Origin of the sequence: Pseudoduganella aquatica, from assembly GCF_020865585.1 — a bacterium.
Lineage (GTDB): Bacteria > Pseudomonadota > Gammaproteobacteria > Burkholderiales > Burkholderiaceae_D > Rugamonas > Rugamonas aquatica_A.
On record NZ_CP086370.1, the window covers coordinates 5,747,790 to 5,760,922 of the forward strand.

11 protein-coding genes are annotated in these 13,133 nt (G+C 63.7%); 7 read left to right on the forward strand and 4 right to left on the reverse strand.

What is annotated here, in order from left to right:
* The first annotated feature begins 102 nt into the window (after positions 1–102).
* From KT882_RS25680 to KT882_RS25695, 4 genes are all read left to right on the forward strand, one after another.
* Positions 103–1,335, forward strand: coding sequence for an RNA polymerase sigma factor (locus KT882_RS25680; protein ID WP_228893627.1), 1,233 nt, complete (start codon positions 103–105; stop codon positions 1,333–1,335).
* A gap of 18 nt (positions 1,336–1,353) precedes the next feature.
* Entirely contained in the window at positions 1,354–3,567 is a 2,214-nt protein-coding gene (locus KT882_RS25685; protein ID WP_228893628.1) for a protein-disulfide reductase DsbD family protein, read from the forward strand.
* A gap of 16 nt (positions 3,568–3,583) precedes the next feature.
* Entirely contained in the window at positions 3,584–4,189 is a 606-nt protein-coding gene (locus KT882_RS25690) for a redoxin domain-containing protein (protein WP_161073399.1), read from the forward strand.
* Positions 4,190–4,296: 107 nt separating this feature from the next.
* A complete protein-coding gene (locus KT882_RS25695) occupies positions 4,297–4,584 on the forward strand; it encodes a DUF3144 domain-containing protein (protein WP_161073398.1) in 288 nt (95 codons plus the stop codon).
* A gap of 83 nt (positions 4,585–4,667) precedes the next feature.
* On the opposite strand, the gene KT882_RS25700 is transcribed toward KT882_RS25695, so the two are convergent.
* Positions 4,668–4,868, reverse strand: coding sequence for a hypothetical protein (locus KT882_RS25700; protein ID WP_161073397.1), 201 nt, complete (start codon positions 4,866–4,868; stop codon positions 4,668–4,670).
* 38 nt (positions 4,869–4,906) lie between these two features.
* On the opposite strand from KT882_RS25700, the gene KT882_RS25705 reads away from it, so the two are divergent.
* Positions 4,907–5,485 (forward strand): peptidoglycan-binding domain-containing protein, encoded by a 579-nt coding sequence (locus KT882_RS25705; protein WP_161073396.1) that lies wholly within the window; start codon positions 4,907–4,909, stop codon positions 5,483–5,485.
* An 11-nt stretch (positions 5,486–5,496) separates the two neighbouring features.
* On the forward strand, positions 5,497–5,805 hold the full coding sequence (locus KT882_RS25710) for a hypothetical protein (protein ID WP_161073395.1): 309 nt from the start codon (positions 5,497–5,499) through the stop codon (positions 5,803–5,805).
* 50 nt (positions 5,806–5,855) lie between these two features.
* Here KT882_RS25710 and lpdA read toward each other — a convergent pair whose 3' ends face one another.
* The 3 genes from lpdA to aceE are packed head-to-tail and all read right to left on the reverse strand — an operon-like array spanning position 5,856 to position 12,066.
* Positions 5,856–7,646 carry a dihydrolipoyl dehydrogenase gene (gene lpdA, locus KT882_RS25715; RefSeq protein WP_228893629.1) on the reverse strand — a complete coding sequence of 597 codons (1,791 nt, stop codon included), beginning with the start codon at positions 7,644–7,646 and terminating at the stop codon, positions 5,856–5,858.
* Positions 7,647–7,655: 9 nt separating this feature from the next.
* Positions 7,656–9,338 carry a dihydrolipoyllysine-residue acetyltransferase gene (aceF, locus tag KT882_RS25720; protein ID WP_228893630.1) on the reverse strand — a complete coding sequence of 561 codons (1,683 nt, stop codon included), beginning with the start codon at positions 9,336–9,338 and terminating at the stop codon, positions 7,656–7,658.
* A 31-nt stretch (positions 9,339–9,369) separates the two neighbouring features.
* On the reverse strand, positions 9,370–12,066 hold the full coding sequence (gene aceE / locus KT882_RS25725; protein ID WP_161073392.1) for a pyruvate dehydrogenase (acetyl-transferring), homodimeric type: 2,697 nt from the start codon (positions 12,064–12,066) through the stop codon (positions 9,370–9,372).
* A 201-nt stretch (positions 12,067–12,267) separates the two neighbouring features.
* Between aceE and folD the strand changes: the two genes are divergently transcribed.
* Positions 12,268–13,113: a bifunctional methylenetetrahydrofolate dehydrogenase/methenyltetrahydrofolate cyclohydrolase FolD gene (gene folD, locus KT882_RS25730; protein ID WP_161073391.1), complete on the forward strand. Its 846-nt coding sequence runs from the start codon at positions 12,268–12,270 to the stop codon at positions 13,111–13,113.
* The last annotated feature ends 20 nt before the right edge of the window (positions 13,114–13,133 follow it).

The following is a 13,133-nucleotide window of genomic DNA, read 5'->3' on the forward strand; positions in this document are numbered from 1 at the left end:
CCGGGCCAGGCCCGGTTTTTTTACGCCCCCGGCTAAGCGCTGCCACGCGCTTTGCCGTAAGCTAGGCCTTTACCCTCTCTTTGCACGAGTTACCGAACCGACGTGGCGCCACCCGACAACGACACCATTGCGCAATTGCTGTCCCTGCACCGCCCGCAAACGCTGGCGGCGCTGCTGCGCACCTTCCGCGACCTCGACCTGGCCCTGGCCGCATGGCAGGACGCGGCGATGCGCGCACGCCTGCTATGGCCCGGCACCGGCCTGCCCGGCGACCCGCTGGCCTGGCTGGTGGCCTGCGGCCGCAACGCCGGCATGGCGCCGGTGCGCCACCAGAGCAGCGCCTATTCCGACCCCGACCTGGTGGCCGACAGCATGGACGCCCTGCCCGGCCTGCAGCGCAACCTGGACTTCGTGCCCTTCCGCGACGACACGCTGCGCCTGCTCTACATCTGCGCCAATCCCGGCCTGCCGCCGTCCTACCAGATCGCGCTGCTGCTGCACACGGTCTGCGGCCTGACGGTGGCGCAGCTGGCGCACGCCTTCCTGCTGCGCCAGCCCGCCATGGAGCAGCGCATCGCGCGCGCCAAGCGGCGCGTGGCGGAAACCGGCACCTCCTTCGACGAACCGGCCGCACACGAGCGCGCGGCGCGGCTGAAAACCGTGCTGGCCATGGTGTATCTGCTGTTCAGCGAAGGCTACGCCTCGAGCAGCGGGCGGCAATACATCCGCATGGAGCTGTGCGAGGAGGCGATCCGCCTGGCGCGGCTGCTGGCGCGCATGTTCCCGCACGACGGCGGCGCGCTGGGCCTGGCGGCCCTGCTGATGCTGCAGCACGCACGCTCCGGCGCGCGGGTGGACGCCAAGGGCGCCCTGATCCTGCTGGACGACCAGGACCGGCGGCGCTGGGACCTGGCCCTGATCGACGAAGCGCTGCCCATGGTGGACACGGCACTGCACTGCCGCGAGCTGACGCCGTACCAGATCCAGGCGGCGGTGGCGGCGGTGCACGCGCAGGCGGAAACCGCCTCCGGCACCGACTGGGCCGAAATCGACCGCCTGTACGCGGTGCTGCAGGTGGTGCATCCCTCGCCCATCGTCACACTGAACCGGGCGGTGGCGGTGAACAAGCTGCGCGGACCCACTGCTGCGCTGGTGATGATAGAGCCGCTGGCGGCGGAATTGTCCGGCTACGCCTACTACTTCAGCGTGCGCGGCATGCTGCTCAAGCGCCTGGGTCGCAACAGCGACGCACAGGCAGCCATGCTGCGCGCGCGCGAACTGGTCAACAGCGCGCCAGTGGCCAGCCATATTGACATGACGCTCAACCTGCTGTGACGGAGGGCTGCTGCCTTGATGCGTAGCGTAAAACTGGGAATGGCGCGGCTTGCCGGGATGCTGATGGTCACGCTGCCTGCGGCGCTGCCGGGGCATGCAGCTGCTGCAGCCACGGCCATCGTCACGGACCACGTGCGGGCCGAGCTGATGGCGCACGCGCCGCAGGGCGTCCAGCCCGGCAAGCCGCTGTGGCTGGGGCTATCGATCGAGCATCAGCCGCACTGGCACACCTACTGGAAAAATCCCGGCGACTCCGGCCTGCCGACCACGCTCGCATGGACGCTGCCCGCCGGCTTTACGGCCGGCGACATCGCCTGGCCAACGCCGCAGCACTTGCCGCTAGGCCCCCTGCTGAACTACGGCTACGAAGGCCGCGTGCTGCTGCCTGTGCCGGTGACCGTCCCCGCCGGCTATGCGGATAAAACGCTGGACATCAAACTGCACGCCGAATGGCTGGTATGCAAGGAAATCTGCCTGCCAGAATCGGGCGACTTCCTGCTGACCATCCCCGCCGCCCAGCCTACGTCCGCCCACGAAGCCTTGTTCAACGCCGCCCGCGCCGCCGTGCCGGTAGCGGTTCCGCAAGCCAGCGCCAGCGCCCGCGTGGATGGCAACGCGCTCGCCATGGAAGTGCGCGGCCTGCCCGCCGCCGCGCAAGGCCAGCCGCTGCGGCTCATGGTAGAAGACATTGGCGTGATCGATTACGCCGCCAAGGTAGACCAGCGCTGGACAGACGGCGCGCTCCAGCTGCGCGTTCCGCTCTCCGCGCAACGCAGCGAAAGCCCCGCCGCGCTGCAGATCATCCTGAAAGCCGCCACCCAGCCCGCCGGCTGGTCCATCCCCGTCCCGCTTGCAGGCGGCTGGCCCAACACCGCCAGCACAGCCAATCCGGGCACGGCTGGCGCCAGTTCAGCACCAAGCGCAAACGCGCCTGCCGCAGGCGCAGCAATTAGTTCGGGCGCGGCGGGCGCAGCCTCCGCCGGTGCCGCAAGCGGCGCCCCCGCCTTCCTGCTTACGCTGCTCTTCGCTTTCATCGGCGGCGCCATCCTGAACCTGATGCCCTGCGTGTTCCCCGTGCTGTCGCTCAAGCTGGTCAGCCTGGCGCAGCACGCCAACGAGCGCAAACAGGCAGTCGCCGGCGGCATTGCCTATACTGCAGGCGTGGTGCTGTCGTTTGCCGCGCTGGCAGGGCTGCTGCTGGCCCTGCGCGCGGGCGGTGAACAGCTGGGCTGGGGCTTCCAGCTGCAGTCCCCGACGGTGGTGTTCCTGCTGGCCGCCCTGTTCACCCTGATCGGCCTGAACCTGGCCGGCGTATTCGAATTCGGCACCATGCTGCCCAGCGCCCTGGCCAGCTTCCGCGCCAGGAACCGCCTGCTGGACGACGCCCTGAGCGGCGCGCTCGCGGTGGCGGTAGCGTCGCCCTGCACCGCGCCCTTCATGGGCGCCGCCATGGGCGCGGCACTGACGGAATCGCCCCCCAAGGCGCTGGCCATCTTCGTGGTGCTCGGCCTCGGCATGGCCGCGCCCTACCTGGCCGCATCCTGCTGGCCCGGCCTGGCGCGCGTGCTGCCGAAACCGGGCGCCTGGATGCAGCGCTTCAAGGTGCTGATGGCCTTCCCCATGTTCGCCACCGTCGTGTGGCTGGCGTGGGTGCTCGGCCAGCAGACCGGCATAGACGGCATGGCAGCCGCGCTGGCCATGCTGGTGGCGCTGGCCTTCGCCGCTTGGACGCTGGGCACGCCGGTCCGCACGCGCCGTACGCGCGTGCTGCTGGCAGGCGCAGGCCTGCTGACGCTGGCGGCCGCCGTCGGCACCGCCGGCCCGCTGCTGCGCGCCGACAGCGGCAACGGTAGCAATGAGGTCAGCGCAAAGAAAGAAACCCAGGCAGGCGCACGGTGGTCCGCCTGGTCCGAAACGGCAGTGGCGCAGGCGCGCGCGGCGGGCAAGCCGGTGTTCGTCGACTTCACCGCCGCGTGGTGCGTCACCTGCCAGTTCAACAAGCGGGCGACGCTGGCGGACGCCCGCCTGCTGGCGGACTTCGACGCCAGAAACGTCGTGCTGCTGCGCGCAGACTGGACCCGCCGCGATCCGGCCATCACGCAGCAATTGGCCCGGCTGGGCCGCAACGGGGTGCCGGTGTACGTGCTGTACGCACCCGGGGACGCCCCGCCGCAGTTGCTGTCCGAACTGCTGACGGTGGAACAAGTAAGGACGGCTTTGAAACAACTCTGACCTGAAAGGAAATCGCATGAAAACTCTGACGTTGACGGCAGCATTGATCGCAGGTTTGACGGCCAGCGCACTGGCCATGGCGCAAGCGGCGGTGGGCCAGCTTGCGCCGGCATTCACCGGCATCGACACCGCAGGCAAGCAGGTATCGCTGGAGAGCCTGAAAGGCAAATACGTGGTGCTCGAATGGGTCAATCCCGATTGTCCCTTCGTGCAAAAGCACTACAACAGCGGCAATATGCAAAGCACGCAAAAGCACGCCGCCGGCAAGCAGGTGGTGTGGCTGTCGGTGAGCACCAGCGCCGCGCCGGACGGCGATCCCAAATCGGCCGCCTCGCTGTCCAGCTGGGCCAAAGAGAAAAAAGCCACGGCCAACGCCATCCTGGTCGACAGCGGCAAGATCGGCCGTGCCTACGGCGCGCGCACCACGCCGCATATGTACTTGATCGATCCGGCCGGCAAACTGGTGTACGCCGGCGCCATTGACAGCAAGCCGAGCGCCAATGCCGCCGATATCGCCGGCGCCAGCAACTACGTGGTGCAGGCCATCGACGAAGTCACGGCGGGCAAGCCGGTCAGCAAACCAGTGACCCAGCCCTATGGCTGCTCGGTGAAATACGGCTAATCGGCAACACTGGCCGCGTACAAGGCGGCGCCCGGCGCGCCGCCGCTCGACTATTGCGCCGATTCGTGGCAGGATGCCCACTCGTTTAAATTCATACCGAGACATCAATGACCACCCCTAACAACGACGAACAATTCTGGCAACTTGTCGATTCCTTCATCAACCTGGCCAACGACAAGGCACAGACCATGGACCGCAACACCATCGGCCCAGCCATCCTGTTCGCGGCTACCCGCTTCAACGCCTACATGCTGGCCGTATCCACTGGCGAGCAAGCTGCCTTTTCCCAGCAAAAGGAAGCGGCGATGCAGTACTACAAAGAGCAGCACGAGAAGATGTTGAACGATAACTTCGGCGATTTCGAAACCAATTTCGAAAAGTACCGCACCAAGTAATCGCGCGGGACGCAGTTCCAGCCCCGGGATCCCGGTCGCCGGGGCGATCAGCCGCCTGGCCCTCATCAAGGCCGGGCGGTTTGTCATTCAGCCCGCTTTAGAGCAGCGCGGTAAGCCCTGTAGAGCAGATAGCTCTGCAACATCATCACCAGATAGCCGCGCCACCAGCCTTGCGCCATGCTCAGGAAGCTGCGCGTATCACTGGGATGCGAAAATAAACCGCATGCAGTTTGGCCGCGATCAACGCCATCATCTTTGGCCTCGGCTAGCCTTTGAACTTCCACCAGCGTCGGCTAATTAAGCCGAAAAACGGAGGTTTGACATGGCCACATCCAAACAGAACAAGGAATTAAGTGGCGCTCAATGGGCGCGGCGCTTTCCGGGTAGCAGAGACACCAAAGACCTAAACGGCACATTCCGCCACGCGGTTGAAGACTTTATACATGCCATGACTGAAGCTGGCATCAAGGTTGAAATAGATGCCACCTACAGGCCGGCAAAACGATCCTACCTGATGCATTGGGCTTGGCGCATAGCGAATGACAAGACGGACGCCAGCTCAATTCCAGCTATGGTTGGCGTGGATATAGAATGGCAGCATCCGGCATCTGCTGAATCCATGCGCGCAGCAAAAGATATGGTTGACGCCCTTTCGCTGCGACGCCTGCGCACAAAGCCGGCCCTTCGCTCCCAACATAACCTGGGGCTGGCAATCGACATGTCACTGACTTGGCGTGGCGCCGTATCAGTGAAGGATGCAAACGGGAAGCTGGTTCAAATCAAATCACTGCCTCGCAACGGAATGAATCGGCAACTGATCGAAGTCGGAGCGACCTACGGCGTGAAGAAATACGCTGGCAGCGGGAGAGATGTACCTCATTGGTCAAACAACGGGCGCTAGCGCAGGGGAAAATGATGCAGATGAAAACCTTGGCTGTGCTTGCATGCTTTATGGCGTCCGGCACCACGCAAGCGAGCAGCGCCACACCGAAAGATGTCCAGGCATTCATTCGCAACGCCAATGCTTGCGAACATTTCGCGGGAGAATTTGACGGCAGTTTAAGCGAAAAGCGGCAGCGGGAAATCGAGCGGTCTGTCGTCAAGCATTGTCAAGCCGCTCAAAAACAACTTGAGCAGCTAAGCGCCAAATACAAAAATGATCCCCGCGTGTCAGAAATAATTCGCGCTCAAACAAACGATTCTGTAACCAGCTTTCGGTAAGACGAAAAAAGCCCGGTGCGGACACCGGGCTTTAGGGAGATGCTTGCAGCTTAACGCTTGCGCGGCGGAGGCAGGTCGGTGCAGACGCCTTCGTACACTTCGGCGGCCATGCCGATCGACTCGCCCAGGGTTGGGTGCGGGTGGATGGTCTTGCCGATGTCGGTGCCGTCGCAGCCCATTTCGATGGCCAGCGCGATTTCGCCGATCATGTCGCCAGCGTGCGTGCCGACGATGGTGCCGCCGATGATGCGGTGCGTTTCAGCGTCGAACAGCAGCTTGGTGAAGCCTTCGGCGCGGCCGTTGGCCACGGCGCGGCCGCTTGCCGCCCAAGGGAAGTGGCCCTTCTCGACCTTGATGCCCTTTGCTTTCGCTTCGTCTTCGGTAATGCCGGCCCATGCCACTTCCGGATCGGTGTAGGCCACCGACGGAATCACCTTCACGTCGAAGTGCGACTTCTGGCCTGCCGCAGCTTCCGCTGCAACGTGGCCTTCGTGCACCGCCTTGTGCGCCAGCATGGGCTGGCCCACCAGGTCGCCGATGGCGAAGATGTTGGGCACGTTGGTGCGCATCTGGCTGTCGACGTTGATGAAGCCGCGATCGGTGACGATCACGCCGGCTTTTTCAGCGGCGATCTTCTTGCCGTTCGGGCTGCGGCCCACGGCCACCAGCACCAGGTCGTAGATCTGCGGCGCTGGCGCGGTGGCGCCGGCTTCCGCTGCTTCGAACGTGACCTTGATGCCTTCCGGCAGGGCCTCGACCGCAACCGTCTTGGTCTTGGTCATGATGTTGTCGAAGCGCTTCTCGTTGAACTTCTGCCAGACCTTGACCGCGTCGCGGTCCGCGCCTTGCATCAGGCCGTCCATCATTTCAACCACGTCGATGCGCGCGCCGAAGGTGGAGTACACCGTCGCCATTTCCAGGCCGATGATGCCGCCGCCGATCACCAGCATGCGTTTCGGGATCTGGCGCAGTTCCAGCGCGCCGGTCGAATCGACGATGCGCGGATCTTCCGGCACGAACGGCAGCTTCACTACAGCCGAACCGGCCGCGATGATGGCTTGCTTGAACTGGACGACTTTCTTGCTGCCGTCTTTCGCCGTCACTTCGATGTGGTTCGCGCTCAGGAACTGGCCTACGCCGGTGACGATCTGCGTCTTGCGTGCCTTGGCCATGCCGGCCAGGCCGCCGGTCATGTTCTTGATCACGCCTTCCTTGTACTTGCGTACCTGGTCGATGTCGATGGTCGGCTTGGCGAAGGTGACGCCGGTGTTGCCCATGTGCGCGGTCTCGTCGATCACGGACGCCACGTGCAGCAGCGCTTTCGACGGGATGCAGCCCACGTTCAGGCACACGCCGCCCAGCGTTTCGTAACGCTCGACGATCACGGTGTTCAGGCCCAGGTCGGCAGCGCGGAAGGCGGCCGAGTAGCCGCCAGGGCCGCCGCCCAGCACCATCATGTCGCAGTCGATGTCGACCTGGCCGGCATAGCTGCTACCGGCTGGTGCGGCGATCGGCGCGGCTGGGGCAGCGGCGGCGGCTGGCGCCGGAGCTGCTGCGGCAGGTGCAGGTGCTGCGGCGGCCGGAGCTGCTGCAGCGGCGCCCGCTGCGGCTTCCAGCACCAGCAGCACAACGCCTTCCTTGACCTTGTCGCCAACCTTGACCTTCAGTTCTTTCACTACGCCGCCGTGCGACGAAGGCACTTCCATGCTGGCCTTGTCCGATTCGACGGTGATGAGCGACTGGTCGGCCTTGATCGTATCGCCGACCTTGATCATCACTTCAATCACTTCCACCTCGGCGAAGTCGCCGATGTTAGGGACTTTGACTTCTACTGTGCTCATAGTCGCTCCTTACAGCAGAATTTTGCGCATGTCGCCGAGCACTTCGCTCAGGTACACGGAGAAGCGGGCGCCCATTGCACCGTCGACCACGCGGTGGTCGTAGGACAGCGACGTACCCATCATCAGGCGCGGCTGGAAGGCCTTGCCGTCCCATACCGGCTTGATCGACGCTTTGGACAGGCCCAGGATGGCCACTTCCGGCGCGTTGACGATAGGCGTGAAGTGCGTGCCGCCAATGCCGCCCAGCGACGAGATGGTGAAGGTGGCGCCTTGCATGTCGGTCGGCTTCAGCTTGCCTTCGCGCGCTTGCAGCGACAGCTCGGTCATTTCGCGGGCGATCTGCGAAACGGACTTCTGGTCGGCGTTCTTCACAACCGGCACCACCAGGCCGTTCGGCGTGTCGGCTGCGAAGCCGATGTTGTAGTACTTCTTCAGGATCAGGTTTTCGCCATTGGCGTCCAGCGAGGCATTGAAGGTCGGGAATTTCTTCAGTGCGGCGACCGATGCCTTGATGACGAAGGCCAGCATGGTCAGCTTGGCTGCGTCCTTGTTCTTGGCATTGGCGTTGTTGGTCTCGACGCGGAACGCTTCCAGATCGGTGATGTCTGCATCGTCGAACTGCGTGACGTGCGGGATCTGCACCCAGTTGCGGTGCAGGTTCGGGCCGGAGATCTTCTTGATGCGCGACAGCGGCAGCAGTTCGGTTTCGCCGAACTTGCTGAAGTCCAGCGACGGCCATGCCAGCACGTTGAAGTTGCCGCCGCCCGAAGCGCCGGCAGGAGCGGCAGCGCCCGCAGGAGCTGCGGTGGTGCCGGCCATCACGCCCTTGACGTAGTTCTGCACGTCCAGCTGGGTGATGCGGCCTTTCTGGCCGCTACCTGGCACTTTGCCCAGGTCCACGCCCAGTTCGCGGGCGAACTTGCGGATCGATGGCGATGCGTGCGCCAGCTTGCTGGTTTCAACCGAGCCTTGCGATGCGGCCGGAGCTGCTGCAGCGGCTGGCGCCGGAGCTGCGGCTGGCGCGGCGGCAGGAGCCGAAGCGGCGGCGGGTGCAGCGGCAGGGGCGGCAGCGGCTGGCGCCGAAGCTGCGCCGCCGGTGGCTTCAACCACCAGCACGACCGTGCCCATGGCAACCTTGTCGCCCAGCTTGACTTTGACTTCCTTGACCACGCCAGCGTGCGACGAAGGAATCTCCATGCTGGCCTTGTCCGATTCAACGGTCAGCAGCGACTGGTCCACCTTGATGGTGTCGCCAACCTTGACCATCACTTCGATGACTTCCACTTCCTTGAAGTCGCCGATGTCGGGTACTTTCACTTCGACAGGGCCGGAGGCGGCAGCCGGTGCGGCGGCCGGAGCCGGTGCAGCAGCGGCAGGCGCTGGTGCTGCAGCTGCCGGAGCAGCAGCGGCAGGGGCGGCCGGCGTGCTGGCAGTGCCAGCACCCGCGGCAGCGCCGTCAGCTTCCAGCAACAGCAGCAGCGAACCTTCCGCAACCTTGTCGCCTACCTTGACCTTGATTTCCTTCACCACGCCGGCGGCGCTCGAAGGAATCTCCATGCTGGCCTTATCCGATTCAACGGTAATCAGCGACTGGTCTACTTTGATCGTGTCGCCGACTTTGATCATCAGCTCGATGATTTCAACTTCTTTGAAATCGCCGATATCCGGGACTTTAACTTCCACAATGCTCATAGCGTTTGCTCCGTTTCTTTTTCTCAGCGGATTATTGGGTCACCGGATTTGGCTTGTCCGCGTTCAGGCCGTACTTGACGATAGCCTGTTCAACCACGGACACGTCGATCTTGCCTTCTTCCGACAGCGATTTCAGCGCAGCGACCGTGATGTAGTAACGGTTCACTTCGAAGAACTCGCGCAGTGCGGCGCGGGTGTCCGAGCGGCCGAAACCGTCGGTGCCCAGCACGCGGTAGGTGCGGTCTTTCGGGATGAAGGCGCGGATCTGTTCAGCAAATGCACGCATGTAGTCGGTGGTCGCCACGATAGGACCGGTGGTGTCCTTCATCAGCTGCGCCACGTAAGGCACGCGCGGTTCCTTGGTCGGGTTGACCAGGTTCCAGCGTTCCGCATCCTGGCCGTCGCGCGCCACCAGGGTCAGCGATGGTGCGGACCACACGTCGGCGGCGATGTTCCAGTCGTTCTTCAGCAGCTCCTGTGCGAACAGCGATTCGCGCAGGATGGTGCCGGAACCCATCAGCTGCACGCGCTGCTTCAGCGACTTGTCGCCTTCCTGCAGCAGGTACAGACCCTTCAGGATGCCCTCTTCCTGGCCCGGCTTGATGCCTGGGTGCGGGTAGTTCTCGTTCATGATGGTGATGTAGTAGAACACGTCTTCCTGGTCTTCCACCATGCGGCGCAGGCCGTCCTGGATGATCACGGCGACTTCGTGGCCGAAGGTCGGATCGTAAGGCATGCAGTTCGGTACAGCCGCTGCGAACAGGTGGCTATGGCCGTCTTCGTGCTGCAGGCCCTCGCCGTTCAGCGTGGTGCGGCCTGCGGTGCCGCCCATCAGGAAGCCACGGGCGCGCATGTCGGCGGCGGCCCATACCAGGTCGCCGATACGCTGCATGCCGAACATCGAGTAGTACGTGTAGAACGGAATCATCACGCGGTTGTTGGTCGAGTACGAGGTCGCGGCTGCGATCCACGAGCTCATGCCGCCCGCTTCATTGATACCTTCCTGCAGGATCTGGCCGGCCTTGTCTTCGCGGTAGTACATCACCTGGTCTTTGTCGACCGGCTCGTACAACTGGCCTTGCTGGTTGAAGATGCCAACCTGGCGGAACAGGCCTTCCATACCGAAGGTACGCGATTCATCGACCAGGATAGGCACGATGCGCGCGCCGATGCTCGGGTCTTTCAGCAGCGTGGTCAGGATACGGACGAAGGTCTGGGTGCTCGACACTTCGCGGCCTTCGGCGGTCGCGTCCAGCACGTTCTGGAATGCGGTCAGCGCCGGCACGGTCAGCTTCTCGTCGGCTTGCATGCGGCGCTGCGGCAGGTAGCCGCCCAGCGCGGCGCGGCGCTCGTGCAGGTACTTGATTTCCGGCGCGTCGTCGGCAGGCTTGTAGAACGGGATGTCGGCCAGCTTGTCGTCCGGGATAGGGATCGAGTAGCGGTCGCGCATTTCGCGCACGGCTTCGTCGGTCAGCTTCTTGGTGTTGTGCGCGGTGTTGCGCGCTTCGCCGTGCTTGCCCATGCCGAAGCCCTTGATGGTCTTCACCAGCAGGACGGTAGGCTGGCCCTTGTGTTCCTGCGCCACTTTGAAGGCGGCGTAGATCTTGTGCGGATCGTGGCCGCCGCGGGTCAGGCGCCAGATGTCGTCGTCGGTCATGTTGGCGACCATTTCCAGCAGCTTCGGATGCTTGCCGAAGAAGTTGGCGCGCACATAGGCGCCGTCCTTGGCCTTGTAGTTCTGGTATTCGCCGTCCAGCGTTTCCATCATCACTTTTTGCAGGATGCCTTCTTTGTCCTGCTTCAGCAGCGCGTCCCAGCCCGGACCCCAGATGACTTTGACCACGTTCCAGCCGGCGCCGCGGAAGTCCGCTTCCAGTTCCTGGATAATCTTGCCGTTGCCGCGCACAGGGCCGTCCAGGCGCTGCAGGTTGCAGTTGACCACGATAACCAGGTTGTCCAGGCGTTCGCGCGCAGCCATGCCGATGGCGCCCAGCGATTCCGGTTCGTCCATCTCGCCGTCGCCGCAGAATGCCCAGACCTTACGGTCGGTGGTGTCGGCGATGGAGCGGGCGTGCAGGTACTTCAGGAAGCGCGCCTGGTAGATGGCCATCAGCGGGCCCAGGCCCATGGACACGGTAGGGAACTGCCAGAAGTTCGGCATCAGTTTCGGGTGCGGATACGACGACAGACCCTTGCCGCCGACTTCGCGGCGGTAATGGGTCAGCTGTTCTTCGCTCAGGCGGCCTTCCAAGAAGGCGCGCGCGTACACGCCGGGCGAGGAGTGGCCCTGGATGTACAGCAGGTCGCCGCCATGGCTTTCGCTAGGCGCTTTCCAGAAGTGGTTGAAGCCGATGCCCAGCATATTGGCCAGCGAGGCGAAGGAGGACAGGTGGCCGCCCAGGTCGCCGTCCACGCGGTTGGCCTTGACCACCATGGCCATGGCGTTCCAGCGCATCCACGAGCGCAGCTTCTCTTCATATTCCAGGTTGCCCGGGCAGTGCTGCTCCAGGTGGGCCGGAATGGTGTTGACGTAGGCCGTGTTGGCCGAGAATGGGATATCCGAGCCGCTTTGGCGGGCCAGATCGATCAAGCGTTCCATCAGATAGTGCGCGCGGTCCGGGCCTTCTTTTTCCAGGACGGCTTGTAGCGCCTCCAGCCATTCTTTGGTTTCCTGCGCGTCAGAATCGTTGGCGGTGAGTGCCGTGACCTGGTCAAGTTGAGGTGCCATGCGTTGAGTCTCCTAGTGTGAGTGCCCGGATCGCTGTCGGACGGTGCTGCGTGATTATTTACTAAGACTTCGGATTAGTGTGAAGATTCTAACAGTGATTTCCCTATTTTTCAAATTGCGATACATCATTTCATATAGTGAAATATCCCGTTTTTGCTTGCCTGTATAATTCTGCTTTTCCCTCCCACCTCTCCAAAAATCATGTCTGCTCAACTGATCGACGGTATCGCCCTCTCCCAAAAACTGCGCGCTGAAATTGCCGAACGCGCCGCCAAACTCACCGCCCAGGGCAAACAGCCCGGCCTGGCCGTGATCCTGGTCGGCGAAGACCCGGCTTCGCAGGTCTACGTCCGCAACAAAGTGAAAGCCTGCGGCGACGTCGGTTTCCACTCGGTGCTGGAGAAGTACGAGGCGGACCTGAGCGAAGCGGCCCTGCTGGCGCGCATCGATGCGCTCAACAACGACCCGGCCATCCACGGCATCCTGGTGCAAATGCCGCTGCCCAAGCACATCAACCCGCACAAGGTGATCGAAGCCATCTCCACCTCGAAGGACGTGGACGGCTACTCGGTGCTGAGCGCCGGCGAGCTGATGACCGGCCTGGAAGGCTTCCGCCCCTGCACCCCATACGGCTGCATGAAGCTGATCGAATCCACCGGCGTGGACCTGCGCGGCAAGCACGCCGTCGTCATCGGCCGCAGCAACACGGTGGGCAAGCCTATGGCCCTGCTGCTCTTGCAAGCCAACGCCACCGTCACCATCTGCCATAGCGCCACCCCGGACCTGGGCCTGTACACCCGCCAGGCCGACGTGGTGGTGGCCGCAGTGGGCCGCCGCAACACGCTCACCGCCGATATGGTGAAGCCGGGCGCCATCGTGATCGACGTGGGCATGAACCGCGACGACGCGGGCAAGCTGTGCGGCGACGTGGATTTTGCCGGCATCAAGGAAGTGGCATCGCACATCACGCCCGTACCAGGCGGCGTGGGTCCGATGACCATCACCATGCTGCTGATGAACACCATCGAATCGGCCGAGCGTAAATAATTAACCGCAGGCCACCCCGG

Excerpts from the sequence above, each read along its gene's own strand:
- KT882_RS25685 (WP_228893628.1), top strand. The coding sequence starts at position 1,354 with ATGCGTAGCGTAAAACTGGGAATGGCGCGGCTTGCCGGGATGCTGATG.
- KT882_RS25690 (WP_161073399.1), top strand. The coding sequence starts at position 3,584 with ATGAAAACTCTGACGTTGACGGCAGCATTGATCGCAGGTTTGACGGCC.
- KT882_RS25695 (WP_161073398.1), top strand. The coding sequence starts at position 4,297 with ATGACCACCCCTAACAACGACGAACAATTCTGGCAACTTGTCGATTCC.
- KT882_RS25705 (WP_161073396.1), top strand. The coding sequence starts at position 4,907 with ATGGCCACATCCAAACAGAACAAGGAATTAAGTGGCGCTCAATGGGCG.
- KT882_RS25710 (WP_161073395.1), top strand. The coding sequence starts at position 5,497 with ATGATGCAGATGAAAACCTTGGCTGTGCTTGCATGCTTTATGGCGTCC.
- lpdA (WP_228893629.1), bottom strand. The coding sequence starts at position 7,646 with ATGAGCACAGTAGAAGTCAAAGTCCCTAACATCGGCGACTTCGCCGAG.
- aceF (WP_228893630.1), bottom strand. The coding sequence starts at position 9,338 with ATGAGCATTGTGGAAGTTAAAGTCCCGGATATCGGCGATTTCAAAGAA.
- aceE (WP_161073392.1), bottom strand. The coding sequence starts at position 12,066 with ATGGCACCTCAACTTGACCAGGTCACGGCACTCACCGCCAACGATTCT.
- folD (WP_161073391.1), top strand. The coding sequence starts at position 12,268 with ATGTCTGCTCAACTGATCGACGGTATCGCCCTCTCCCAAAAACTGCGC.